This is a genomic window from Bradyrhizobium genosp. SA-3 (assembly GCF_004212635.1).
Taxonomy (GTDB): domain Bacteria; phylum Pseudomonadota; class Alphaproteobacteria; order Rhizobiales; family Xanthobacteraceae; genus Bradyrhizobium.
In genome coordinates this window covers 1-25,658 of sequence record NZ_PSRT01000098.1, presented here as the reverse complement: position 1 = coordinate 25,658, position 25,658 = coordinate 1, and the positions used below count along the sequence as shown (strand labels likewise).

20 protein-coding genes and 3 pseudogenes are annotated in these 25,658 nt (G+C 63.2%); 13 read left to right on the top strand and 10 right to left on the bottom strand.

Going from position 1 to position 25,658, the window contains the following annotated elements:
• Window positions 1-2: 2 nt before the first annotated feature.
• The 3 genes and pseudogenes from CWO91_RS29000 to CWO91_RS43330 form a co-directional block, all read right to left on the bottom strand.
• Entirely contained in the window at window positions 3-1,121 is a 1,119-nt protein-coding gene (locus CWO91_RS29000; protein ID WP_245471412.1) for an efflux RND transporter periplasmic adaptor subunit, read from the bottom strand.
• A 327-nt stretch (window positions 1,122-1,448) separates the two neighbouring features.
• Window positions 1,449-2,250, bottom strand: a pseudogene (locus CWO91_RS43810) (Crp/Fnr family transcriptional regulator).
• Window positions 2,251-2,486: 236 nt separating this feature from the next.
• Window positions 2,487-2,933 carry a Crp/Fnr family transcriptional regulator gene (locus CWO91_RS43330; RefSeq protein WP_245471411.1) on the bottom strand — a complete coding sequence of 149 codons (447 nt, stop codon included), beginning with the start codon at window positions 2,931-2,933 and terminating at the stop codon, window positions 2,487-2,489.
• A 738-nt stretch (window positions 2,934-3,671) separates the two neighbouring features.
• Here CWO91_RS43330 and CWO91_RS28990 point away from each other — a divergent pair.
• On the top strand, window positions 3,672-4,559 hold the full coding sequence (locus CWO91_RS28990; protein WP_349643598.1) for a hypothetical protein: 888 nt from the start codon (window positions 3,672-3,674) through the stop codon (window positions 4,557-4,559).
• Window positions 4,560-4,573: 14 nt separating this feature from the next.
• On the opposite strand, the gene CWO91_RS28985 is transcribed toward CWO91_RS28990, so the two are convergent.
• The 5 genes and pseudogenes from CWO91_RS28985 to CWO91_RS28965 form a co-directional block, all read right to left on the bottom strand.
• A complete protein-coding gene (locus CWO91_RS28985; RefSeq protein ID WP_130218445.1) occupies window positions 4,574-6,979 on the bottom strand; it encodes a tetratricopeptide repeat protein in 2,406 nt (801 codons plus the stop codon).
• Between the two features lie 46 nt (window positions 6,980-7,025).
• Window positions 7,026-7,304, bottom strand: coding sequence for a hypothetical protein (locus CWO91_RS28980; RefSeq protein WP_130218444.1), 279 nt, complete (start codon window positions 7,302-7,304; stop codon window positions 7,026-7,028).
• Window positions 7,305-7,396: 92 nt separating this feature from the next.
• Window positions 7,397-8,924, bottom strand: a pseudogene (locus CWO91_RS28975) (sulfatase-like hydrolase/transferase); the annotation flags it as partial.
• A complete protein-coding gene (locus CWO91_RS28970) occupies window positions 8,845-9,093 on the bottom strand; it encodes a hypothetical protein (protein WP_130218442.1) in 249 nt (82 codons plus the stop codon). The pseudogene CWO91_RS28975 and the gene CWO91_RS28970, both read right to left, overlap by 80 nt.
• A gap of 710 nt (window positions 9,094-9,803) precedes the next feature.
• Entirely contained in the window at window positions 9,804-11,501 is a 1,698-nt protein-coding gene (locus CWO91_RS28965) for a site-specific integrase (RefSeq protein ID WP_130218440.1), read from the bottom strand.
• A 506-nt stretch (window positions 11,502-12,007) separates the two neighbouring features.
• Between CWO91_RS28965 and CWO91_RS28960 the strand changes: the two genes are divergently transcribed.
• The 3 genes from CWO91_RS28960 to CWO91_RS28945 all read left to right on the top strand — a co-directional run bounded on the left by CWO91_RS28960 (window position 12,008) and on the right by CWO91_RS28945 (window position 13,468).
• The gene (locus tag CWO91_RS28960; RefSeq protein ID WP_130218438.1) at window positions 12,008-12,169 is read left to right on the top strand and encodes a DUF2934 domain-containing protein; all 162 of its coding nucleotides are present in this window, start codon (window positions 12,008-12,010) and stop codon (window positions 12,167-12,169) included.
• Window positions 12,170-12,575: 406 nt separating this feature from the next.
• A complete protein-coding gene (locus CWO91_RS45280; RefSeq protein WP_349643597.1) occupies window positions 12,576-12,911 on the top strand; it encodes a hypothetical protein in 336 nt (111 codons plus the stop codon).
• A 323-nt stretch (window positions 12,912-13,234) separates the two neighbouring features.
• Entirely contained in the window at window positions 13,235-13,468 is a 234-nt protein-coding gene (locus CWO91_RS28945) for a hypothetical protein (protein ID WP_130218436.1), read from the top strand.
• 135 nt (window positions 13,469-13,603) lie between these two features.
• Here the strand turns inward: CWO91_RS28945 and CWO91_RS28940 are convergent, their stop codons facing one another.
• On the bottom strand, window positions 13,604-15,391 hold the full coding sequence (locus CWO91_RS28940) for a peptide ABC transporter substrate-binding protein (RefSeq protein WP_130218434.1): 1,788 nt from the start codon (window positions 15,389-15,391) through the stop codon (window positions 13,604-13,606).
• Between the two features lie 531 nt (window positions 15,392-15,922).
• Between CWO91_RS28940 and CWO91_RS28935 the strand changes: the two genes are divergently transcribed.
• The 9 genes from CWO91_RS28935 to CWO91_RS28895 all read left to right on the top strand — a co-directional run bounded on the left by CWO91_RS28935 (window position 15,923) and on the right by CWO91_RS28895 (window position 25,061).
• Window positions 15,923-16,705: a MetQ/NlpA family ABC transporter substrate-binding protein gene (locus tag CWO91_RS28935; RefSeq protein ID WP_130218432.1), complete on the top strand. Its 783-nt coding sequence runs from the start codon at window positions 15,923-15,925 to the stop codon at window positions 16,703-16,705.
• 121 nt (window positions 16,706-16,826) lie between these two features.
• A complete protein-coding gene (locus CWO91_RS28930) occupies window positions 16,827-17,861 on the top strand; it encodes a putative FMN-dependent luciferase-like monooxygenase (protein ID WP_130218430.1) in 1,035 nt (344 codons plus the stop codon).
• A gap of 39 nt (window positions 17,862-17,900) precedes the next feature.
• Entirely contained in the window at window positions 17,901-18,518 is a 618-nt protein-coding gene (locus CWO91_RS28925; protein WP_165405777.1) for a CMD domain protein, read from the top strand.
• Window positions 18,519-18,530: 12 nt separating this feature from the next.
• Window positions 18,531-19,115, top strand: coding sequence for an alkylhydroperoxidase domain protein (locus CWO91_RS28920; protein WP_130218426.1), 585 nt, complete (start codon window positions 18,531-18,533; stop codon window positions 19,113-19,115).
• Between the two features lie 59 nt (window positions 19,116-19,174).
• A complete protein-coding gene (locus CWO91_RS28915) occupies window positions 19,175-20,332 on the top strand; it encodes an ABC transporter substrate-binding protein (RefSeq protein ID WP_130218424.1) in 1,158 nt (385 codons plus the stop codon).
• A gap of 54 nt (window positions 20,333-20,386) precedes the next feature.
• Window positions 20,387-22,210 carry an ABC transporter permease gene (locus tag CWO91_RS28910; RefSeq protein ID WP_130218422.1) on the top strand — a complete coding sequence of 608 codons (1,824 nt, stop codon included), beginning with the start codon at window positions 20,387-20,389 and terminating at the stop codon, window positions 22,208-22,210.
• Window positions 22,210-23,058 carry an ABC transporter ATP-binding protein gene (locus CWO91_RS28905; protein WP_165405776.1) on the top strand — a complete coding sequence of 283 codons (849 nt, stop codon included), beginning with the start codon at window positions 22,210-22,212 and terminating at the stop codon, window positions 23,056-23,058. The genes CWO91_RS28910 and CWO91_RS28905 overlap by 1 nt, the downstream gene beginning before the upstream one ends.
• Window positions 23,055-23,795: an ABC transporter ATP-binding protein gene (locus CWO91_RS28900; RefSeq protein WP_130218419.1), complete on the top strand. Its 741-nt coding sequence runs from the start codon at window positions 23,055-23,057 to the stop codon at window positions 23,793-23,795. Before CWO91_RS28905 ends, CWO91_RS28900 begins: the two co-directional genes overlap by 4 nt.
• Window positions 23,796-23,984: 189 nt before the next feature.
• Window positions 23,985-25,061, top strand: a complete 1,077-nt coding sequence (locus CWO91_RS28895; protein WP_130218417.1) for a HoxN/HupN/NixA family nickel/cobalt transporter — start codon at window positions 23,985-23,987, stop codon at window positions 25,059-25,061.
• 28 nt (window positions 25,062-25,089) lie between these two features.
• On the opposite strand, the pseudogene CWO91_RS28890 reads toward CWO91_RS28895, so the two are convergent.
• A pseudogene (locus CWO91_RS28890) lies at window positions 25,090-25,658 on the bottom strand (ATP-binding protein); the annotation flags it as partial.

Genomic DNA, 25,658 nt, shown 5'->3' with positions numbered 1-25,658 from the left:
TCTCATTGTTCGGAGACCTGCGGGTTCGCGCTGAAAGGCGTGGTGACTTCATTATTGATTTGGACCGGCGATCCGTTGTGCAGCTTGTTCTGCCCAGCCGTGACCACGACATCGCCAGGCTTGATTCCATCCAACACCGCGACTTGGTCGCCGCGGGTCTGGCCGGTTTTCACGAAGACCTGGTGCGCAATATTTTGCTCCTGCCCGCTCTCGTCCCTTCCGGCATCTTCGATCAGATAGGCAATATCTCCATACGCGTTGTAGTAGATCGCAGTCTTCGGCAGCGTCACGTAATCCTTCTGCGTCCCCACATCGATATCGACGGTCGCAAACATTCCCGGCAGCAGCTTCTCGTCGGGATTCTTGAATGTCGCCCGGACCTGGACATTCCGGGTCGCCGGATTGACGAGGGAGTTGATCGCCATGATCGTGCCGGTGAATGTCTCATCAGGATAGGTGTCGACCTTCGCAATGACGGGTTGGCCGACCCTGATCTTTGCCAGGTCCTGCTGCGGCAGGTAGAAATCCACGAAGATCGGATCGAGCTTCTGCAACGTCACGATCGGCGCGCCCGGCGCGATATACTGGCCGAGGTCGACCTGACGGATGCCTAATCGGCCGGAAAAAGGTGCTCGGATCGACTTGTAGCCGACAAGCGCCTGTTGTTGCGCAACCTGCGCCTGGTTGTTCTTGAGCGTTGCCAGGTCCGTATCAGCAGTCTGCTGGCTCACGGACTGGCTCTTGAGCAACCTGACGTCGCGATCGTAGTTGAGCTGCGCCAGCGCCGTCGTTGCCTCCAGAGCGTTCAAGTGCGCGACGTCATCGGCGTCTTCCAGCTCGACGAGCAATGTTCCCTGCTCGACTTCTTCGCCGGACTGGAAGTGGATGGCTTTGACGGTACCGGCGACCTGCGGACTGAGGTCGGCCCCCTTTTCCGCCCGGGTGCTGCCCACGGCCTCCAGGCGGTCCTGCCACCGCTGCGTGCCGGCCGTGATCGTGGAAACCGTCTGCGGTGGGTTGCGCAGTCCGGCGATCGACTTCTGGATCATCCTGGCCCGAAAAGCTTCAAACCCGAACACCGACCCCAGAACCAGTCCGACAGCGACCAGCATGATGGCCATGCGTCGAAGCATCCGGGAGTTCTGGCTTTTGGAAGGAACGGCGCTTTTCATTGCCGTTGACCATCAGTTGTGGCGCCCGCGGCGCGCTTCGTCCCCCCGATTTTCCGAGATGCAGTTCCAGGACTGATGTGAAACGACTATTGAATGCGGCGGTTCCCCGACACCCGTTTCACGGCGGGAACTGCCTCACAAACCATCGCGATCCGGGGCCAGGGTTTCGTAGCCCGGAGCCATTGATAACCCGTAGGCTGGGTTGGGGTGCTAGGAAGGCCGGGGCGACACTTTGATCGACCGGAGAGAGCCTGATCGGGACGGAGGCACCCGTCACTACCTCATCGGCGAAGCGGCCTTGATTTCAGCACGATCTTCGCCGGCTTCACCGGAGGTGACGAAGGAGCTTTCCTGGAACCGCGCAGTGGCAAGTCGCGGCGCGGACAACTCCTGGCAGGACATGTGATCGATCCTGCGCTGCATCAGCGCGTAGCATTCGCACGCTTTGCTCTCGAGCCGCGCCCGGTCGACCTCGACGAAGCCGCGCCGGTCGGACCTGATGGCCCCCGCCGCACGAAGCTTGCTCGTCGTCAGCGTCACCGTCGTCCGCCGCACCCCGAGCAATTGGGCAAGTGCCTCCTGTGTCAGCGGAAGCACGTCGTCGGGAACGTGGTCGTGAATATGCAGCAGCCACCGCGCCATGCGGCCTTCCACCCGATGCAGCGCGTTGCAGGCGGCCACGTGCTGGAGCTGCAACAACAGGGGGTGGGCGTGGGACCTGCACCACGTGCCTGATGGCTGCGCTTCGCGCATAGGCGAGCCGGAATTTCACAGCGGAAATCCGCGATGCGGTGCCGGCCACCCGAGCAATCGCGGTCACGGACGACCGCGATGGGCCGAGCACCGAGAGCGACGCCAATGCGCCTTCCCGCCCCATCAACGTGGTCGCGACCGTTTGCCCGTCGGGCCTGTCGACCATGAAGGCGATGGCGCCGCTATCGAGCTCATCGCCCGCCCGCACCAACACGGCGTCGGATTCGAACGAGATTTTCTGGAAGTGGGGCGTGAGCAGGTCGAGATCCGCCGGCGGCAACGCCGCCAAGAGCCTATTCCCGACGCTGGTCGGGTGCGCGGTCACCGAGTAGTCCTTCCCGGAGCGAGCAACCAATGCACCTAGTGAGACGCGCTCATCATCCTCAACATCCAGAAAGCGAGATCGGGCCGTATTCGTCGAGGCAGATCCGTCAACGTCGAGACCCATGATCTCGTGGCATTCGCACCCCACCGCCGCGAGGCCAGATCGGTCGATCTCGATCTGGCCTCGTCGATCAGATCTGATCGCGCCCGACGCGCGCAGATTGCGCATCAGGAGCGTCACCGTCGTTCGTCGCACACGAGTATTTGCGACAGCGCTTCCTGGGTGAGCGGGAGGATGTCGTGGTCGATGTGGTCGCTTAAATGGAGCAGCCAGCGTGCCATGCGGACTTGGACCGGATGCAGCGCATTGCAGGCCGCGCCGAGCTGGAACTGTGTCAGCATCGCGCTGAGGTGGGCCTGGAGCGCGTGCCGGAGCGCGGGGCTGCGGTTGAAAGCGGCGCGAAATCGGGAGGCGGGGATCCGCGAGGCGGTCCCTGCCGCGTGCACGATGGCGGTAATGGCCGAAGGCGACGGCCCTAGCGCGGAGAGGATGCCGACCGCTCCCTCACACCCGATTGCCGCGGTGGCAACCGTCTGCCCGTTCGCCATGTCGATCATCAGCGAGATGGCGCCGCTATGAGGGAAGAAGACATGCTCGACCTCGTCACCCGCTCGCGCGAGCACCGCGTCCTGATCGAGCGCGACCGCTTCTAGCTCGGGCGCCAGCAGAGCGAAGTCCGGTGGCAGCAGTGCGGCCAGAAGCCGGTTACCACTTCCGCTGGGACGCTACTGCAGGGTGAGGCATCGGCCGCCTTTTTCATTCCGAGCGGCGCAGACCGGTGGCCTCAACATCTGTTCGAATCTGCCTTCTCTACTTGCACCGAAGATCGAGCAGCTCTCGCCTGGTAGTCGGATCATGCATGTCCACCGTAGTCCTCAGAGGGGCCATAAAGTACCGCACAAGAACCACAGGAAGTACCACACAAAGGCTAGTCAGTTCTTTTGCACACCTGTGCATCTACGCAATCGAAAATTGTATTAGCAGAATCCGCAAAATGCTTGGTAAAGTCTGCGAGTGACTCTAGCACCCTGTGGCTCTCGTCCTCGTAAGCTACTTCGCCGGCCTTTTCCCGCTGCGGATCCGCCGACTTCGAACGAGGACGACATGATCGGAATGTCAGCGGTCTCGCCAGTGGTCGGCAGCATGGCTAGCTCAATCTCGGCGAGTGCGACCGAGCGTGGTGACTCGGCGTCAACGCAGGAGACCAAAATTGACGCGACCGGCGGTAAGCGCCGGTGGGGCCGCTTCTATTCGGCGGTACGGCCTGAAGTTCCGATCCCGCGGTTAGCGGTCCGGCTTCTGACCGATGCTTGATTGACCTTCACGAGAGGGTATTCTTGCATTGAACTCGGAGCCGCGCATTGATTGACTTTCGGACCGCCCTCAAGGCCGCATTCGGCGTCGTCCTGATCTGTCGGGCGGCAGACTCGCTGGCCGCTGATGCGGACGACAGCGATTCAAAGCCAGCTTTTCCAACGATGTACCTTGATCTCAGAACCTACTACGCGCAGATTCCTGCAGGATCACTAGCCTTCGGCTTTGGCCATCCCTCATTCTTTAGTGCAGTGCAAAATCTCGCCAAACCGAACGGCGCGATGTTATCGACGGGATTGCCGGCGGCGAAATCACTCAACGTCGATTTTCCATTTACTGTGGATGTTACCGATAGCGTCTCGCTCTATGCCGGAGTGTCCGGCAGCTCCACGCAGTTTGAAGGCGGAGGATGGTCTTCATTTGACGTCACAAGCTGGAATATCGGTTTTCAGGCTGACATCTACCAGCAGAATGGTGGGATGTTTCCGACCGTGACACTGCAATCGACGATCACGCAATCAATTCCAAACGGCCCTTTGACTGCGACGTCGTTCAACAACATTCTCGAGTTCGACTATGCCCTGGACAAGGATGAGACCCACGGATTGCTCGCGGGGATCCAGCGCACGCGCGTTGATGTGGGTAGCGCAACAGTGAGAATCAACCCGAATACGATCGGATATATCGGGGGCTATTACCAATGGCCGAATAATTGGAAGTTTACGGGCCGCGTCGGAGTACAGTCCTTCGAAGGCGCTCGGCTTCTGAACCTCACGTCAATCCAGTCGTTCACGCAGCCTATCGTTCGGCTCGACCTCGACCGTATGGACGACAACGACAACCGACTGTTTGGCCTGACCGCTGAGATTATGTGGGTGCCGAAGCCGGCGTACCAGCTCACGCTCAGAACGCCGCTGTATGTGGTGCGCAACTAACCAGCCTCAGATCTCTACTGCTTGAGCTGCTTGATCAGATCTTCGATCCCGCGATTGCCAGGCATCAAGCGCGAGAGTTGCCCGGCGTAGACCAGTGCTGCTGCGGAATCCCCCTTTTCGCGGCTCAGCGCCAGTGCCGCATAAAGAAGCTCGCGATCATTCGGATGCAGTTGTAAGCTGTTTCTTAGAACAGCAAGAGCCTCGTCGCGGCGACCTGCGGAGTTCAACCCGACCGCATATACGTAAACGTAGCGCGGCTGACTGAGGTCAAGCGTCGCCGCCTGACGCAGCTCATCGAGCGCCGCCTCGTTGCGCTTCTGCCGCACGAGCGTCAGTCCGAGCGCATGATGGAGCGAGGCGTTCTGGGGCGACGCGGAGAGAGCCTCGCGCAACACCCGCTCGCCGTCACTGTCCCGTCCGAGCTGCCGATACAGGTCGGAAATGTTGATAGCGGCAGGTGAGAATGATGGATCAAGCCTAAGGGCGGCTCGGTATTCGTCTTCTGCCCCAGCACCATTGGCTTGGCGTGCAAAGAAGTTGCCGAGCGCGGTGCGCGCGTCCGGACGATCCGCATTGAGGGTCTGGGCCGCCACGAATTCGGCCGCTGCTTGCACGAACTTGTCGCGATCGGCGGCGGGCTGCTGCGCCGGAGGCACTGCGGAGAGAAGTTCGGCGGCGCGGATGCGCACGCCGCGAACCGGATCGCTTAGTTTCCCAGAGGCGAGCGTCCAAAGCTGATCGGCCGGCACCCCTTCCAGCCCATCGAGGGCTCCTAGTCTCAGGAGCGGATCGGGATCAGAAAGTCCGCGGCGGATTAGATTGAGGTCAGGCGCTGGAAGCTCGGCCAGGGCGCTGGCGCGAACAATTTCGGGAACGTCGCCAGATCCCGCGATGCCGGCCAGCAGGGCCTGCGCATCGGCGGCCTCGCTCCAGGCGGAACGAAACGCGCGAGCATAGGTCTGATAGCCGTGCCGCTCCGCGCCGAACCAGGTCTCGACCTGTTGGGCCGCCCACGTCGCGGTCTTGTCACGGTGGCAGTCGTTGCAGGCATTCGGTGTACCTATCTGCACCGAAAGATCGGGGCGAGGAATGCGGAAGGCGTGGTCGTGGCGACGGTCGACGACCATATAGCGGCGCTCCGGCATGTGGCAGGACGCGCAGCTTGGCGGCGGCGAGCTATCGGCGTGGTGCCGGTGTGCGGCCGATTCATATTTCGTCGGCGCATGACATTGCGCGCAGACGCCGTCGCCGGGCACCTTCAGCGTGGCGCTGTGCGGGTCGTGGCAGTCGCTGCAGGTCACACCCTTGGCGAACATCTTGCTTTGCCTGAACGGCGCGTAATTGTAGGTCTCCTCATCGTCGCGCATCTGGCCGTCGGCATGGAAACTTTGCCGGTCGAGCAGCGACACGCGGTGGGTTTCCGAGAGTGGCCGTCCTGGTGTCCAGTCTTCCGAAAGTTGGCCGCGACGCGCGTGACAGCGTCCACACGTTTCGACCTCCTTGCGCACGGCCGACGGGGGCGCGCTGCGCGTCGGCGTCAATGTTCCGGTCTCAGTTGACCAGGTGATGCCCGTCCGCTCGTCGAACGTCACGAGCAAACGGTGATCCGAACCGCGCGACGACGCCTTCTGGCGAGCCCACGCGACGTGTCCCGAGCCCGCGCCGTGGCAGGCTTCGCACCCGACGCTGATCTCGGAGAAAGAGGTGGCGAATTGGTCCTTGGCGGCGTCATAGTTCTTGTGCACGTCGGTCGAATGACACTCGGCGCACATGAAATTCCAGTTCTGGTTCAGCTTCGTCCAGTGCAGGGGATCGTTGTTGGTGATTGCACCATCGGGATAGAGGTAAAACCAGCGCTGACCGCCCTGGTCCTTCGGCCGCGTGTCCCATGCGATCGATAGGGCCTGGACACGGCCGTCGGGAAATTCGATCAAGTATTGCTGTAGTGGATCGAGCCCGAACGTGTACTTCACCTCGAAGGTCGCAAGCTTGCCATCGGGGCCGTCGGTGTCGACCAGAAACTTTCCGTCTTTCCGGAACAAGCGCGAGCGCGTGCCGGCGTATTCGAAGGCCGCGTCGTTGAAATCGCCGAGCACGGACTGGTCCGTCGCGTGGTCCATCGCATGTCGGTGTTGCGAAGTCTGCCAGAGCTTTGTCTCCGCAGCATGGCAGTCGCTGCACGCCTTGCCTCCAACGAACGTCAGCTCAGCGAGCTGCGGCGGTTTGGGACTGAGGGTGGAAACCCTGGGCCAGAGCAGTAACCCGGCGACCACGACGATCAGCACGCCGCCGAGCGCCAGCAGCACCCAGATTTTCGGCCGGTTGGGAGAGGACCGTTGCGCGGGATGAGCGGGTTCAGACGTCCGCGCCTTCGTGCCGACCCTTTCGCGATTGCGGTTCTTTCGCGAACCTTTTGCCACGTCTGCTCACCAGAGGCAGAACATCAAAAGCGTCGCCGTGACTTGGTCATTGAAGGGCCTCCACCTTCGCGGCCATGTCGGGAAATCGGCTCACCCGATAGGTCGCGTTGCCACACCTGAGCACCCAGACCGCATGATCCGGCCTCGAACGCCTTCTATCTTTGCTGGCGCCGAGCGGCTTATCACACGCAAAACCTTGCATGCGGATCTGCGCCGCGAGCACATCCTGAGGTCTTTCGCCGGCGGTTTGCGCGAGGGACACCGAAAATCCGACGGGCAGAATGCCAAAAGACAGAGCTAAGACAAGGACGAAATGAACTTTCACGACACCTCTACCTCTGCCAATGGCAGACAATGCCAAAACCAGACGGAACCGGAGGTGGGGCGTGTGATCCCGCCCCACCTGCGACTCGCCCGTTAGTTCGCAGATGACATCTTGCTTGGTCCGAGTCTCACATTCAGCTTGTTGATCTTGCCGGTGAACTTGAATGGCACCTGGTAGTCCTGATCGTCCACCGACGTGCCGGTGTCTAGGCCGACGTTGAAGGTTTCATCCCACATTAGAGTGATGGGCAGACTGCGCGGCATCGGATGACTCTCCGCGACGTTGCCGTCCACCTTCAAGCTGCCGGTGCCGCCCTTGCCGAGGCCCGGGCCATCATACTTCCAGTCGAACTCCAAAGTGTGCTTGCCCGGAGCAAGTGCTTCTTTGCCCTGCCACTTGACGCGCTCCAGGGCGACCAGATTCCAGGTGAACACCGGCCGCCCCTTCAGCAGATAGAAGCCATAGCCGGCGAACCGGCCGCCGTCGGTGACCAGCATCCCCTCGGCGCCGCCTTGGGGAATCTCGATCTCTGCGGTGATTGTATAAGAACGATTTAGCAGGCTAGGCGGCAGAGCCGGTTTCCGGGAACGGTACGTTGCTCAGTTCACCTGTGTAGGTGAAGTTGGTCCGACCCGCGGAGTAACTCGGCTTGTGCGAGATGAACCTGGTCAGGCGCGTGTCGTCGAGCGGGAAGACCTGGTACTTCGTAGCCTCCATGGCAAACAGCTGCTGCATGTCGCGCAGCTTGTCCGGCATCTTGGCCGCGAGATCGTTGGCCTGCGTCCAGTCTTCGTTGATGTTGTACAACTCCCAGCGGAAGCTGTTCATGACATCCGTGGGCGGCTCCGCCAAACTAAGCTCCCAAGGAGGGCTCAACGGAGGGGTCGCTGCGACCCAGCCGTCATGATAGATGGCTCGCTTGCCGAACATCTCGAAGTACTGCGTTGTCCGTTGGCCCGGCGCATTGGCGTCCGCCCACGTATAAGCCATGCTGACGCCTTCGATCGGCTTCTGGGCAATGCCGTTGACCGTTACCGGCTCCGGAAGACCAGCCGCTTCGAGGATCGTCGGTACGATGTCGATCACATGGTGGAACTGGTGACGGATGCCTCCGGCATCCTTGATGCGCGCCGGCCAGGCCATGGCCATCCCGTTTCGGGTGCCCCCGAAATAGGATGCGATCTGCTTGGTCCATTTGTACGGCGTGTCCCAGGCCCATGCCCAGCCCACCGCGTAGTGCGGATAAGTCTGGTCGGAGCCCTAGGCGTCGTAGAACTTCGTGTTTAGTTCCACGGTCGGATGTACGGCATTGGCAACGGCGAACTCGTTGAACAGGCCGTGGAGCGTGCCTTCGGGGCTCGCGCCATTGTCGCCGCTGATATAGATGACGAGCGTGTTGTCGAGTTTGCCGATGTCCGCGATGGTCTGGATCACGCGCCCGATTTCGTGGTCGGTGTAGGCGAGGTACGCCGCATAGACGTCGGCTTGGCGGATGTAGAGCTTCTTCGCCTCAGGCGAAAGCGTATCCCACTTCGGGATGCTATCCGGCCAGGACGTGAGCTGGGCGTTTTGCGGAATTACGCCGAGCTTCTTCTGATTGGCGAAGATTTGCTCGCGCAGGTTCGCGTTTGTCGACTAACTCTTTAGCCGCCCAGCTAAGCTCCAGTTCCCTAAGCTGCTCGATCACCAGTTCTACGATCTCTTCATAATCGGATGGCGTCAGTGCATGCACACCACGCAATCGCATTTGGTCTTGCAGAATGTTCGCCATCATGGCTTTGACGCTCATGAACCCTCGTCCGAAAATTAGATCGTCAGGAAAACAATCTGAAGTAGATGCCAAACATGGTGGATGCGCAATGTCCGTAGAAGTACTGGGCCGTATTGCAACGCACATAACCCAAAATTTAACGGCTGGACGACTGCGTGATTTGATCCTGCGGGAAATTTGGCGAGGCTTCGGGTTGTAAGTCGGCCGCCTCGAAGGTTCGCAACACGCCGCTCCTGATGGCTACTTCTTCAACAGTATTGTCATCGATCGCGCCATCCGCCGGCCCCCTTCCACGTGACGCCGCGCGGCTTTGCCGGGCCCAACCTCCTGGCCATGATCCTGTTCACGCGCTCAAGCTTCGACCACTTGGTCGTTTCCGCGGATTTGTAACGCTGGAGCAGCGTCTCGGAAAATTTTCACGGGATGTTGTTCGATCTTGCTGTCTCTTGCAAGGCAGGAGGCTTCTCCGCGCATGAGGTCCAGCTATCTTCCTGCGACATGGACAGTCAGGGAGTATTCCCGCGGTCCTCAAAAAAATAATGGCTTTAATTTCATTCCCATAAAATTGAAAATCTTGTGGCGCGTAGCATGGGGAACGAGCGGTAATGCCCCGCGCTTTCTTCGGTCTCGACCCCAAACCCCATCCGCGACAGCGAGCGTCGAAGCCGAACCAGCTCCGGGCATTGGCGCGGCCCGTGTTGTCTAAATGGTGGGCCGCACTCTGAAATTCAGTACGTCTTCAGGGCGGTGAGCTCGCTTGCATCCGCGCGGTTCTTTGCCGCGAGCAGGATCTCCCTCATCTGCTTGATCACCGGCGGTTCGAGCGCCTCGATCTTTGCCGCGATTTGCGGATCAAGAATGCCCTTGCGACCATAACGCCCGCGAACGTCGCTGGCGTGCCCGAGGATCCGATCCCGCGTGCGTTGTGCGATCGCTTCGTTGTCGAGCCAGTCCGCCATCAGGTGCCGCGTGGAGTAGAGGGTAAGGTCGGCGCGATCGAGCTTCAGCTTCGTCTTCACGTACTGCCAGGCCTTGCTGAGGGGCTGCGACCAGCGGATCGTGCCGTCCTTCCGGGTGTAGGCGTCCCATTCGGGGAAGAGCCGTTCCTCCTCTTGGTCCATGAGGTCCTGCATTCGGTCCAGCAGTCCCAGCTCGATGAGCAGGGGGTGGATCGGAATGACCCGGCCGGCGGCGTTCGTCTTCAGATTGCGCAGATCCTTGACTGCGACGCGGCCATTGCGGGCATCGAACGGCCGCAAGTCGAAATAGTAGAACTCGCCGTCGGTGCGAATGTCCGCGCATTTGAGCTGGCCGACCTCGCCCGGCCTCATGCCGGTGAGGATGCAGATCAAGAAGCCCCAGTAGATGTGTGATTGCACGAAGTATTCGCCCGGCTGCCAGACGTGCACGCGGTTCTTGCAGCCGGTGAAGAGCGGCAGGCGCAACAGCGTCAGCAGCTCATCGTCATCGAAGGCATCGCGCGGCAGCGGCGCCAGGTTTTCGGGATCGATGCACACGAACTTGGGGCGCGGGCCGCGGTAGTGCTTTTCAGCGATCGCGAAGTCGATGAACTTGTAGAGCCCGGCCCAATACCGGCTCTTGATCGTCGTGGTGGTCACCCGCTCGAGCTTCGACCATTTGGTCGTTTCCGCGTATTTGTAACGCTGAAACAGCGTTTCGGAGAATTTTCGCGGGATGTTGTCGCGATTGGGAATGTCCGGCAGCGCCTCGTCGAGCAGCTTCCACTTCGCTTCGGTCAACTCGTCCATCCGGGGATCACCCAGCAAATCAACCGCGAACTGAATGACCGGTGCTGCTTCGCCACGGCCCTTCGCAGTGTGCTTGCGCTTGCGGTCCAGCGGCTTGAGAAACTTTGCGAGCACGTCGGACATCCGGCAAGACGTATTTTCGGCGGTCTCCACGGTGGGGGGAGATACCGCGGGCTCGGATGCGGGCGAGATCGAGCCGACGTTCGCCGCTGAAAGCAGCGGAAGCCTTTGGGCGACGGCGTCCTTCACGAGGCGATCGATCATCACGATGGGATCGAACGGTTGCGCGAGCGCCGGGGTGGCGGGCGCCGTCCAGCCTTCGCTGACGGCTTCGGCCGCCTCGCGCCGGCCGCGTTCATAGGCGCGTCGCACATTCAGCCGGGCGAGCTCGCTTTCGGCCGCCTTGTTCTGGTTGACGAAGTCGACCCAGGTGGTCGGCATCCGCGGGAAGCGCTGCGGGTAGGCGTAGCCGCGCTCCTGCGCGCGGCTGAGATAGCGCCTGACCTCATGTTCGAACGCGCAGCGCTCGGCCAGCAGCCGCTCGTCCGCCGGCACGCCCCGCTCGACATGGGCGCGCAGCCGGGCGTCGAGGACCGTTCCCAACGCCTCCAGGTCCGGAGCCGCGATCAGCTCCTGCACCCATCCGAGATTGTCCATCAGCCGGCGCCTCGCCTCGTTGAAATTCCCCGTCCTGAGGCTGACACGGAGGAGGGGGAGCCCAAAGAGGTTTGCGGCCTGTTTCCCCAGCCGAATCTGCAGGAAATAGCGACCGTCGCCGCGCCGGGCGAGGTAGGAGGGGCGAGCCACGAGTAGGCCTTTCCAGCGGCGGGGATGGTGAGACATCCGGGTGGGATGTAACACCGTCAAATCCGCTACCACATTCCGGCCAACATACTGGAAAATATCAGGATTTCGCTTTGATTCTGGACCTGGTAGCGCGTCCCTCCCCCGCTACCAACGACTTTTTCAAGGCGCATCATCGATCGGCGTCTGGCATAGTTCGCGCCGCGTAGCCGAGCTCGCGGGAGGAAAGGAACTCTTGCGCCCGATCGCGGCTTGAATCCGCGGGCCAGCGTCGCCGCCGATTGCTGGCCTGCACGGCCCCGCCTCCAAGCCCCCATACCCCCCAAGGATGGGGCCGTGCTTTGGAGCAGGAGGTGCCCATGCCTGAGCCGACCGAGCAGGACATCAGAGAACGCGCGCACCGACTGTGGGAGCAAGCTGGCAAGCCCGAAGGCCGTGAGGAAGAATTTTGGCAAGCGGCCGAGCAGCAGCTGCGCAACGAGGACAAGTCGAACACCACGCGGACGCCGGATACGCTGTGACCCGCAAGAAATGCCCCTTCTGCCACGGTCTGGGATGGGTCTGCGAAAACCATCCGCTCCGGCCTTGGAGTGAGAAGTTGGGCGGCTGCCGGTGCGGTGAGGGGATGCCCTGCACCTGCAACACGACCGAAGATCCCGAAACAAGGGCCGTGATCGTCGAAGCGGATACGACGTGGCATTAAAGCATGATCCGGAAAAGTGCGAAGCGGTTTTCCGGAAAGATCATGCGTAAACAGAAACAAAGATCATGCGTAAACAGAAACCTGAAGCGCGATGACGATTCATCCAAATCTCATCGCGCTTTAGAACCGCCACGGCCGGTTCAGCTCGAAATGGTGGTCTGCGTCTGCGCTGCACGCGGAACGGAGCTCTCGAGAATGAATTGAGGCTCTGAGCAGCATGAGCTGTGGCGCGGGTCCGTTCGCAGGGCGCGGTGTTCACCGTGGACGAGCAGCAAAAGATAGAGCACCAGATCGAGCTCGCAACGCGAGGGGCGGCGCTCGCCAATGACGAAACCACTGTCACGCGATTCAGGAGCTTTGCCGAGGAGCTGACGCAGAAGCTCCTCCGCATGATGCGGCGCGGCAAGGTGCGGGCACGCGCCTACGAGCTCTGGGAGCAGGCCGCCGTCCGGCCAACCGCGACTTGGACTTTTGGCTCGAAGCGGAAAGGCAGATCGAAGAAGAACGCGAACAGAGGAAGGGCTTGGGACCGTCATAGCGACGTTCGCCGCCGGCGATGATGATGCCCACATTGGCCGCAAGGCGCCGGCGCCGGCCGCCCGTCTCGTTGCCATAGAAAGAAGCCGCCGAGGTCTTCACCCTGGCGGCTTCGAAAGTCCGTAGCTGTTGATCGCCTCCCCAGCCTCGTGCGTACCGCCGTTACCTTGTTTGCGGCCATGCCCGTTTGTTGTAGGCGCAGGCGTTTGATTCTGCTGTGACCTGAATCACACAGTGGAAAGATGATGGCTGGTTTCGGGAAGGCGCGCGAGAGCCGGGGCAGGTAGGATGGGTAGAGCCTTTGCGAAACCCATCATGCTGCGGCATTGGAGACAGGCGCAGACGCGTGATTTCGGCGCTGATGTTAGGTGGTGCGCTCGTGGCGATCATCGGTGTGGCTACGCTCGAACCTCCGGAAGCATACGGCGATCGCTTCTGCCTCCTCGACGAAGGGCGTCAAATATGCGGCCTTCGAACGCTGGCCTTGTGCCTGAAGAGCATGACGGGCCCGACCTCGGAGTGCGTGCGTGAGGTCGCGGACCGCAAGAACGCAGATCGTGCGGGTCGGCATGAGGATTGATGCCGCGTTCTCGCGGCATCGATCGGATGATTCGTCCTCCCGGCCACGATCCTCCCGTCATGGCGCGGAGGGCGCCACGTCCGCACCATTGCGTTGCAACCCGTCTCGACGTGGCGCTCTCCCGGGCCTGCGGCGTCAGGTGCGATACCAGCTCGCTAGATTCCACGTCGTGACGTCCCAGCCCGACATGTCGACCATGAGGTTGTTGACGTTGGCGTTGACGACGTTGCGGGAGAGCAGCGGCAGGAAGACGTTGGCCTCGCAAAAGGTCTCGTCGACCTTGATCAGCAGTGCGGCGCGCTTGACCGGGTCGAGCTCGTTCTGCGCGGCCTTGTAGGCCTTGTCGGCTTCGGGATCGGAATAGCGGGAGATGTTGCGGCCGAGCCATTTGTTGTCCTTGCTGGCGATCTCCCAGGAGACGCACTGGTTCAGGAAACGCTCCGGATCGGGCTGCGGCTGCGTGGTGTTGTACATCTCCATGTCGGCGTAGAATTTCGAGTAGGTGTCGGGGTTGCCCACATCCGAGGAGAAGAACACCGATGCGGTGACCGCCTTGATCTCGATCTCGATGCCGGCCTTCTCGCAGGCCTGCTTGATGATGGCCTGCGTCTTCTGGCGCGGGGCGTTGGTCGAGGTCTGGAAGACGTATTTGAGCTTCTTGCCGTCCTTCTCGCGGATGCCGTCCGCGCCCTTCTTCCAGCCGGCCTCGTCGAGGATCTTGTTGGCCTTGTCGATGCTGAACTCGTATTTGAGCTTGGGTGACTTGAACTGCTTGGGCGCGTTGACGAAGCTCGCGGTGGCGACACCGCCGCGGCCGTAGATGAATTTCTGGATCGAATCGCGGTCGAGCAGAAGGTTGACCGCCCGGCGAACGGCCGGATCGGACAGCGTCGGATGCTTGGTCTTGGCGTTCGAACGCTCGCCGTCGACCTCGGTCCACGGGTCGGTTGTGTTGAGGATGATGAACTCGACATTGCCGGACGGCGTGATGTCGAGCTTGCCCTTGCCGCTCGCCTCCATGCGCTTGAGGACCTCCTCCTCCACCTGCATGTTCCAGGCGAAGTCATATTCGCCGGTCTGCAGCACGGCGCGCGCCGCGGACACCGCATCGCCGCCACCCTTGATCTCGAGCGTGTCGAAATGCGGCTGGTTCTTGACGTGATAGTCGACGTTGCGTTCGGCGCGGATCAGGTCGCCGGGCTTGAACTCGACGAATTTGTACGGGCCGGTGCCGACCGGCTTCAGATTGGCCGGTGCCTCGCGCGACTTGGCGCCGGCATAGTCGCTGAAATGATGCTTCGGCAGGATCTGGCCGACCGAGCCGACGAAGGGATCGGCCCAGAACGGCGTCGGCGCCTTGAAGATCACCTTGATGGTGTAGTCGTCGATCTTCTCGACCTTGATGTCCTTGTAGGATCCCGTGGTGTAGGCCGCAGTTGCGAGATCCGCGGCGTACTGCCAGGTGAAGACGACGTCGTCGGCGGTGAAGGGCTTGCCGTCGTGCCATTTGACGCCCTGCTTCAGCTTCCAGATCACGCTCATGCCGTCGGCCGCAAGGCTGCCGTTCGCCTTGGTCGGGACCTCGGCGGTGAGGCAGGGGATCAAATTGCCCTCCTTGTCCCAGCCGGCGAGCGGCTCGAAGAAGACACGCGAGGCCATCTGGTCCTTGGTGCCGATCGCGAAATGCGGATTGAGCAGGGTCGGCGCCTGCCAGAACAGCAGCTTGAGCGGGCCGCCGCCGCCGGCCTTGGTCGGCTTGTACGGCAACCTGGCGTCCGCCATCGCCACGTCGTGCCAGACCAGGATCTGGCTCGCGATCGGCGCCGCGATTCCGATCGCGGCAACTCTCTGGATGAACGAGCGTCGCGACAGCGTGCCTTGCTTCACCTCCGCGACCAGATTGCGGATTTCGTTCTCGTTCATCGGATGACCTCCACCTCGAAGACAAATCGTCGCCAGCAGCCATCATGTTGCATGATGCACAAGGGGGCAATGCCGGCAAGGCCGCAAGGCCCTGCGACGAAATGACGATGTGGAGAAGGCCACGGGCAACGATCCGGATCGCCGCCCGAGAGACCCAGGCGGCGATCCGGTGCGAACTTACGTGAACTTGGGGAAGTTCTAAGGCCGCGCCGAAACGCTAACCCGGCCGCAGCCGGTGCATCAAGTTTCGTGATGTTGCCCCAGTCGGAGATTCATTGCAGCCGCCAGGAAATCGCCACACATGACCCCTTGCAGCGCTGGCCTTAGCGGATGCTGACAACGCCGATCGCCAGCACCGTGACGCGCCGCTGCGGAAGGCGTCGTCACCGCCGCGATTTCGTTTCCTGTTTGGTGCCGAATGGAGAAAGTGCGCCCGCCACGGCCTGCCAATATGGATTTCAATTTCATTGATTTCGCGCGGCAGAGAAGCGAATACGGTTCCATCATTGCCGAAGACCTACGGAGACCAAGATGTCGTTTCGCCTTCCCCTGATCCTCGCGACCGTGCTTGCCGCATGGTCGGCCGCAGCCAGCGCCGAGACCATCAAGATCGGCGTGACGCCGGGACCGCACGCGCAGATCCTGGAAGCGGTGAAGCCGATCGCCGCCAAGCAGGGCCTCGACATCCAGCTGATCGAGTTCTCCGACTATGTCGTGCCGAATGCGGCGCTCGATGCCGGCGAGATCCAGGCCAATTCGTTCCAGAACCAGCCTTACCTGGACAACCAGAAGGCGGACCGCGGCTACAAGATCGAGGCCGTCGCGCTCACCGTGAACTTCCCGATCGGTGTGTATTCGAAGAAGCACAAGGCCTTCGCCGATATTCCCGAGGGCGGCAAGGTCTCGATCCCCAACGATCCGACCAACGGTGGACGCGTGCTGCTGCTGCTGCGCGACAAGGGCGTGATCAAGCTGAAGGAGGGCACCGGCTTCAAGCCGACGGTGCTCGATATCACCGAGAATCCCAAGAAGCTGAAATTCATCGAGGTCGATGCGGCGCAGGCGCCGCGCGCGCTCGACGATGTCGACGCCGCCGCGATCAACACCAATTATGCAACTCAGGCGGGCCTCGATCCCGTCAAGGATCCGATCCTGCGCGAGGACCCGAAGGGGCCCTATGTCAACCTGATCGCCGTTCGCAGCGCGGACAAGGACAAGCCCTGGGTCAAGACCCTCGTCGACAGCTACCACACCCCCGAGGTCAAGGAGTTCGTCCTGACCAAGTTCAAGGGCGCGGTGCTGCCGAGCTGGTAGGCAGTCTGCCCAGGCTTCAGCGCAGGGGGCGATGCCGACGGGCAGCCCTGCGCAATGCCCGCTTGTCTGGAGCTGCGGCAACCGACATCATCGGGGCCCATTCTCGCCCGGCAGGGGTCGTATGAAACGCTTTGCAAACCTGAAACGACTGGGATTTTTCACGCGGCTGCTCGACGAGGCTCCGCCGGCCGAGCGATATCGCTTCGCGGCCGAGCAGATCGTGCGCGCGGAAAAGGCGGGGCTCGATTCCGCCTGGATCGCGCAGCATCATTTCCACGAGCGCGAAGGCGGCTTGCCGTCGCCCTTCGCCTTCCTCGGCTACGTCGCCGCGCAGACCTCGCGCATCCGCCTCGGCACCGGCATCGTTACCTTGCCGCTCGAGAGCGCCGTGAGAGTGGCGGAGGATGCCGCGGTGCTCGATCTGCTCTGCAACGGCCGGTTCGAGCTCGGCGTCGGCACCGGCGGCAACCCGTCGGCCTTCGCCGCCTTCGGTCTCGATAACGCGCAGCGCAACGAGATCTTTGCCCGCAATCTCGACGTCGTCCGCACCGCGCTGGCCGGCAAGCCGCTTGATGGTGGCGACGTGCTCTATCCGCAGCGGCCGCAATTGTGCGAGCGGATCTGGCAGGCGACATTCTCGGTCGCGGGCGGTGCCCGGGCCGGCAAGGCCGGCGATGGCTTGTTGCTGTCGCGCACCCAGCCGCGGGCCAAGGAGGCGCCGCGTGCAACACTGGCCGAGATCCAGAATCCGATCATCGACGCCTATCTGGAAGCTCTGCCACCAGGACGCGAGCCGCGCATTATGGCCTCGCGCAGCGTCTTCGTCGCCGACGACCGGGCTGAGGCGATGCGCCTTGCCGATATCGGGCTGCGGCGCGCGCTGCCGCAATTCCTCAAGGGCGGCCACGCCAGGCCCGGCGAGACACTCGAGGAGATGATCACCGCGTTCGACACCCATGTCGGCGCGGCCGACGACGTCATCGCCTCGCTCCGCACCGATGCCACGTTGGAACGGGTGACCGATCTGGTGTTCCAGGCGCATTCGGTCGACGCGCCGCATCCCTATATCCTGCGCTCGATCGAGCTGGTCGCGGAGAAGGTCGCGCCGGCGCTGGGCTGGACTCGGACGGCGCCTGGTGTGGCATTGGCGGGCTGATCCCGAACGAAACAGGATGGCGTTGCACGAGGCTGAATGATGGCAACAAAAGATATCATCGACACGCTCGCCGGAATCGAACCGGGATCGGCTCTGGATGCCATCCGCGCACGCCGCCTTCAGGCGCGCGAGAACGCGCAGAAGAGCTATCTTTCACTGTTCGAGCCGATCGACGTCGGTGATTTCTCGCTTGTGGAGCGCGCGGCGGTCGCGGCCTTCGTGACCGGGCTCCATGGCGAGTCTCCCGTCGCAGCCTTCTATCGCGAGAAGCTTGCAGCGAATGTGGATGTAGCGGCGCTTCTCGCGGCGATCCAGGTCGAGATCGAGCGCGGCAAGACGTCGGGCCCGTATGGCGCCTTTCCGGCTGGCCCGTTGTCGATCGAGAACAAGGCCGGCCTGATCTATCGCGTGAGCGCAGAGCGTAAGCCCAATCTCGGCGCCCGGCTTGTTGCGGCGCTCGAGCATGCGCATCTTCTCGTGTTCCGTCCGCGCGATGCCGCGTCCGCCGACATGAAGGCGCTGCTCGCCGCCGGCTGGTCGAACACCGGCATCGTCACCTTCTCCCAGCTCGTTGCGTTCCTGTCGTTCCAGCTGCGCGTCGTCACTGGCCTGCGCGTGCTTGGCGCTTCGCTCGGCCGCACCGCGGCCGGCGCGTAAGGAGATCGCATCATGAGCGCTGCAAACAATGTCAATCCGCCCGTCGTCTTCACCCAGGACGAGCTCGGCTGGGTGTCGTGGATCGATCCGCTGCCCGAGGCGGAATTGACCGAGCGGCATTTCGCCGGCCTCGTCGATCGCGCCCGCGCCAAGTCGGAATATTTCCGCCTCCTGGTGCGCGATCCCGAGGTGCTGGAAGCCCGCACCAAGACCGACAAGGACATCTTCTACAACGTCGCCGATGGCCTGCCGCGCGCCGAGCGCGAGCTCGCGGCGGCAGCAACCTCGCGCTACAACGGCTGCATCTATTGCGCCTCCGTGCATGCGCGCTTCGCCAGCACTTACTCCAAGCGTCGCGACGACGTGCAGCGTCTGCTCGAAGAGGGCGTCGAGGCCGATCTCGGCGAGCGCTGGAATGCCGTCGTCAAGGCGTCGGTGGCGCTGGCCGCAACGCCGATCGCGTTCGGCCCCGATAATGTCGAGGAGCTGCGGCGCGCCGGTCTCGATGATGCCGAGATCGTCGACGTCATCAATGGCGCGTCGTTCTTCAACTGGGCCAACCGGCTGATGCTGTCGCTGGGTGAGCCCTCGAAATAGGCAATCTCAGCGGCATAGAAATTGCTGCTTGTTTCAACACTGAATGGATGGAGCCGTGCATGAGCAACATCGATCGTCGGTCCCTGGTCAAGGGCTTGCTCGCCACCATGATGGCAGGAGCCGCCTTCTCGCGCGCAGCCTTCGCGCAACCCTCCGAGCCGATCCTGCTCGGCGTCAGCGGCCCCTTGACCGGCCCGAACGCGCAATATGGCGCGCAGTGGAAGCAGGGCTTTGATCTCGCGCTCGACGAGATCATGGCTGCCGGCGGCATCAACGGCCGCAAGCTCGCCTACCAATTCGAGGACAGCCAGAGCGATCCGCGCCAGTCGGTGGCAATCGCCCAGAAATTCGTCTCCGATCCCCGCATCGTCATGGAGCTCGGCGACTTCTCGAGTCCCGCCTCGATGGCGGCCTCGCCGATCTATCAACGCGGCGGCCTCGTGCAGTTCGGCTTCACCAATTCGCACCCCGATTTCACCAAGGGCGGCGACTTCATGTGGAGCACATCCGTGAGCCAGGCCGACGAGCAGCCGCTGCTGGCGTCCTACGCCGTCAGGCGCCTCGGCCTGAAGAAGCTCGCGGTGCTGCACCTCAACACCGATTGGGGCCGCACCAGCCGCGACCACTTCGTCAAGGCGGCCAAGGAATACGGCGCCGAGATCGCGGTGACCGAAGGCTACATCGCGGAGGAGCGCGATTTTCGCTCCACCCTGGTGCGCGTGCGCGATGCCAATCCGGACGGGCTGATCCTGATCTCCTATTATTCCGACGGCGCGCTGATCGCCCGTCAGGCGCGCCAGGTCGGCCTGAAGCAGACCATCTGCGCGGCGAGCTCGGTCTACTCGCCGAAATTCCTGGAGCTTGGCGGCGAGGCGGTCGAGGACGTCCATCTCGGCACGCGCTATTTTCCCGAAGATCCGCGGCCCGAGGTGAAGAAATTCATCGCGGGCTTCAAGGCGAAATATGGTGGGCAGGAGCCCGACGCCTTCAACGCCTATTCCTACGACGCGATGAACATGGCAGCTGCCGTCCTCAAGATCGGCGGCACCGACCGCCGCGCCATCCGCGACGCCTTCGCCAAGGTGAAGGACGTCTCCAGCGTCATCTTCGGCTCGGCGACGTTCGACGTCGAGAGCCGCCGCGTCAAGGGCGCCATGAACGCCGAGCTCGTCGTGCGCAAGGGTCAGTTTGCGCTCTGGGATGGCAAGCCGACCTGACATTGATGGCCGGAGCGAGCGCTTCGGCTCCCTTCCTCTCACTGGAAATCTCGCGTGGCTTCCTGGCTCGACTACACGATCAATGGGCTGATCGTCGGCAATGTCTATGCCCTCGTTGCGGTCGGGCTCGCGCTGATCTTCGGCGTCAGCCGGCTGATCAACTTTGCCCAGGGCTCGATCTATCTCGTCGGCGCCTATATCGGCTGGGTCGCGGTGGTGCAGCTGCATACGCCGCTGCCGCTCACCATCATCGTGGTCGCCGTCGCTGCCGCGATCGTGGGGTTGATCATCGAGCGGTTCGGCCTGCGTCCGCTGCAGAATTCGGTGCGTATCGCGCCGCTCTTGGCCACGATCGGCATCAGTTTCGTGCTGGATCAGCTGGTGATGCTGACCTTCTCGCCCAATCCGCGCGCGCTGCCGAGCCAGTTGCCGGACGTCCGCTTGCAGGTCGGTAACGGCACGATCGGGCCGCTTGATCTGCTCATCGCCAGCGTCGGCATCACCAGCGCGCTGCTGCTGTTCGTGTTCCTGCGCTACACCAAGCTCGGCTGGGCGGTGCGCGCCACCGCGCAGGACCGTGACGCCGCGATGCAGATGGGCGTCGACGTCAACCGCGTCAATCAGGCCGTGTTCGGCATTGCGGCCGCGCTCGGCGGCGTCTCCGGCATGCTGGTCGGCATGTACTACAACCAGATCGACACCGCGATGAGCCTTCAGGCGACGCTCAAGGGCGTCGTCGCGGAGGTCGTCGGCGGCGCCGGCAACGTGCCTGGCGCGGTGGTCGGCAGCTTGCTGCTCGGATTGGTCGAGAGCTACGGCGTCGCCGTGTTCGGCACCAGCTACCGCAATCTGTTCGCCTTCCTGCTGCTGGTCATCGTACTCGCGCTGCGCCCGAATGGCCTGTTCGCCAGCGCGCGGCAGGCGCCGCCGGAGCCGCTCACCGGCACCTTCATCGCGCCGAGCCGCCCGGTGCGCATTCCGCGCTGGGCCTTGCTGGTCGCCGTCGGTGGGTTCGCGATCCTGCCGCTGTTACCGGTGTCCTTCTACGTGCTCCAGACCCTGATCAACGCCTGGCTGCTCGGCATGCTCGCGCTCAGCCTGACGCTGGTTGCGGGCACGGTGGGTCAGGTCTCGCTCGGCCATGCCGCGCTACTCGCGATCGGCGCCTACACCGCCGCGCTGCTGTCGCTGACTTTCTCCGTTTCGGTCGGCTTCGCCATCATCGGCGGCGGCCTGATGAGCGCCGCGCTCGGCACGCTCCTGATCTCGCCGTCGTTCCGTTTGCGCGGGCATTACGTCTCGATTGCAACGCTTGCCATCGGCGAGATCGTGTCGCTGGTGATCCTGAACTGGGAAAGCGTCACGCGCGGCCCGATCGGCATCTCCGGCATCCCGCCGCTGTCGCTGTTCGGCTACGACCTGATCAGCCCGTCGTCGATCTACTGGTTCAGCCTTGCGGTGATGGTCGTGCTGGCGCTGCTTCAGGGCCGCCTGCTTGCCTCGCATCTCGGCCGCAGTTTTCGTGCCATCCGCGACGACGACATCGCCGCGCGCGCCTATGGCCTGAGCCTGAACCGCTACAAGTCGCTGGCCTTCATCTTCGGCGGCTTCGCTGCCGGTGTCAGCGGCGGCATCGCTGCGCATCTTTATTCCTACATCAACCACGAGACCTTCAACACGCAGCAGTCGATCCTGGCGCTGACCGTCGTCATCCTCGGCGGCCTCGGCAACGTCGTCGGCGCGATTCTCGGATCGGTGGCGCTGGTCGGACTGCCCGAGGTCTTCCGGATCGCGGCGGAGTATCGCATCCTGATCTACGGTATCGTGCTCTTGCTGCTCGTGCGGTTCAGGCCGCAGGGCCTGCTGGGGACGATCTGATGTCCGAGCAGCACATCCCCATGTTGTCCCTGCGCGGGCTGACGCGCCGCTTCGGCGGTCTCACCGCGGTCGATGCCATCGATCTCGATCTCGCCAGGGGCGAACTGATCAGCATCATCGGCCCGAACGGCGCCGGCAAGACGACGCTGTTCAATCTCGTGACCGGTCTCGACCGGCCCGATGCCGGTACGGTCAGCTTCGCAAGGCAGGACATCACGGGTCTCTCGCCGGAACGGCTGGCGGCCGAAGGCATCGCGCGTACCTTTCAGCTCGGCCGCGTCTTCGGCAATCTCAGTGTCATGGACAACGTCCTGATCGGTGCCCACACGCGGTTGCGCGCAGTGAAGCCGGCGGTGCCGGTGATCGGTCCGCTGCTGGAATTGGGGCTGGCGCTGCTGCGTCCTGCGAGTGTCAGGGACGAGGAGGAGCGGCTGCGCGAAGAGGTGAAAGCCATTCTCGCCCGCTTCGGCGAACGGCTGCTGCCGCGGATCGACCAGCCCGCCTACAGTCTCTCCTACGCCAACCGCCGCCGCGTCGAGATTGCGCGTGCGCTGGCGCTGAAGCCGCGCCTGCTGCTGCTGGACGAGCCGACCGCCGGCATGAACCCGACCGAGACCGCGGAGATGCAGGCTCTCGTCGCCGAGCTGAAGGCGGAGGGGCTGACCATCCTCCTGATCGAGCACAAGCTGGAAATGGTGATGCGGCTGTCCGATCGCGTCGTCGTCATGGATGAGGGCAAGAAGATCGCGGAAGGGCCGGGCGAAGTGGTGCGGAGCGATCCCAAGGTGATTGAGGCCTATCTCGGCCACGGCCTCTCCGCAACGGCGGAGCAGGAGAGCGCGGCATGACGAACGTTTCTCCCGCACCGCTGCTGGCGCTGTCTGATGTCAACACCTTCTATGGCCAGGCCCAGGTGCATTTCGACCTGTCGATATCGGTCGCGCGCGGCCACATCGTCTGCCTGCTCGGCGGCAATGCCAGCGGCAAGTCGACGACGATGAAGATCATCCTTGGCCTCGTAAAGCCGCGCTCGGGCGAGGTGACCTTCGACGGCGCCTCGTTGATCGGGCTGACCACGCCGCAGATCGTCCGCCGCGGCATCGCCTCGGTGCCGGAGGCGCGGCGGCTGTTCGCGGACATGAGCGTGCGCGAGAACATTTTGATGGGCGCCTTCGTGCGCAACGATCGCGATGCGGTGACTCAGGATCTCGACAGGATGCTCACGCTGTTCCCAAAGCTCGGCCAGCGGCTGTCGCAGCGCGCCGGCTCGCTCTCCGGCGGCGAGCAGCAGATGGTGGCGATGGCGCGGGCGCTGATGAGCCGTCCCCGCATGATCGTGATGGACGAGCCGACCATGGGACTGTCGCCGCTCTATGTCGATCGCGTGCTGGAGCTGATCCGTACCATCAACCAGGACGGCGTCTCGGTGTTCATGGTCGAGCAGAATGCCAGCCTCGCGCTCGAGATCGCACATGAAGCCTATGTGCTTCAGACCGGCAAGATCGTGCTCTCCGGCCCGGCGCGGACACTGAAAGACGATCCCCGCATCCGCGACGCCTATCTCGGCGGCTCGGAGGCGGCGTAGTAATTCGAGCGCGCCGTCGTCTCCCCATCGTCATGGCCGGGCTCGTCCCGGCCATCCACGTCTTGCGGCACGAAGAACGTGGATGCCCGGGACAAGCCCGGGCATGACGACTTTCTCCGGGGCTAGTCAGTGTGATCATTATATGAAAATATCATACCGCTGATGCGACGGGGGCGTACAACGGACGGAATGATTGTCGTGACGAGATGGTCTTTGCGGGCGGTCGAGCCCGGAGCGACGCTGCTGTTCGGCGCGCTCATCGCCGCCAACATCGCCGCATGGGCGTGGGCCTTCGCGCTGTTCGGCGACCGGCCGACGGTGATGGCGACCGCGCTGCTGGCATGGGTCTTCGGCCTCCGCCACGCCGTCGATGCCGATCACATCGCGGCGATCGACAATGTCGTGCGCAAGCTGATGCAGGCGGGCGGAGCGCCGCGCAGCGTCGGACTCTATTTCGCGCTCGGCCATTCCACCGTCGTCGTGGTCGCGACCATACTCCTCGCGCTCGGCGTCGTGAGCCTTGGCGGCGACAGCCTGCTCAAGGAGATCGGCGGCTTGATCGGCACGTCGGTGTCGGCGCTGTTCCTGCTCGTGATCGCGGCCATCAACCTCGTCATCTTCGCCGGCCTCTGGCGGACGTTTCGCATCGCTCGCGAGCAGGGCGTTCACGACGCCGCAGGCCTCGATGCCCTGCTCGCCAATCGCGGCGCCCTGGCGCGGCTGCTCGGGCCGATGTTCCGCCTGGTGACAAAGCCGGGGCATATGTATCCGCTCGGCTTCCTGTTCGGGCTTGGTTTCGATACCGCGACCGAGATCGGTCTGCTCAGCATCTCCGCCAGCGAAGCCGCGCGCGGTACCTCGCTCGCCGACGTCCTGGTCTTTCCGGCGCTGTTTGCATCAGGCATGGCGCTCGTCGACACCGCAGACTCCGCGTTTATGGTGAGCGCCTATCGCTGGGCTTTCGTCGATCCCCTGCGAAAACTCTGGTACAACCTCACGATCACCGGGGCCTCGGTCGCGGTGGCGCTCTTCATCGGCGGCATTGAGGCGCTCGGCCTGATCGGCGATCGGCTCGGCTTTTCCGGCGGCGTGTGGGCGGTCGTCGACGGCCTCAACGAGTCGCTGGCGAATGTCGGCTTCGTCGTGATCGCGCTGTTCGCGGTCGCCTGGCTCGTCTCGGTTCTGCTCTATCGCCGCATGTTCGCGGATGACGCGCGGCGCTCGCCCGATGCAGCCCGCGGCTTCGATGCGACCGAGGCGGCGTAAGTGAGGAGACGCTCCTGAATCCGCCGGCTCAGAGCGCGGCCGCGCTCTGCGCGGGCTCCGCCGGCACATCATCGCCATTGGGATCGCCCGGCGCCGTCGCCCAGGCGAGCTCCACCAGCGTCACGATCCGGCGGCCGCCGCCGTCGAGCTGGCAGACGATCAGGCCCTGCTCCTCCATATAGCTGAGCAGCCGCTGCGCGCGGCGCAGCGAGTGCGAGCCATAGGCGCGCGCGATCGCGGCATCGCCGGGACACGGCCAGCCCTCCTTCGCCGCGCGCGCGATCATCATGAACACGCCCTGCATGTCGTCGGGCAGGATCGAGGCGCGCAGCGACACATCCTGCCAGGCGTCGTCGGCGGCGAGATCAGTGCCGAGCCCGGCGCGGGCGTGCGTCAGCATGCGACGGAATTCGTTGAGATCAGGCACCGCCGCGCCGAGCCCCTCGATGCGGCAGCGGACCACGAACTCCTGATACAGCACGCCGATGGCGCGGAAACCGGCGTCGGGCTCGGCGAGCACGGCACGAAGGGTACGATCCACGCGCTCGCGCCGCTCCGCGAGCTCTTCGGCGCTGACCGGCAGCTCGATCGGCTCCG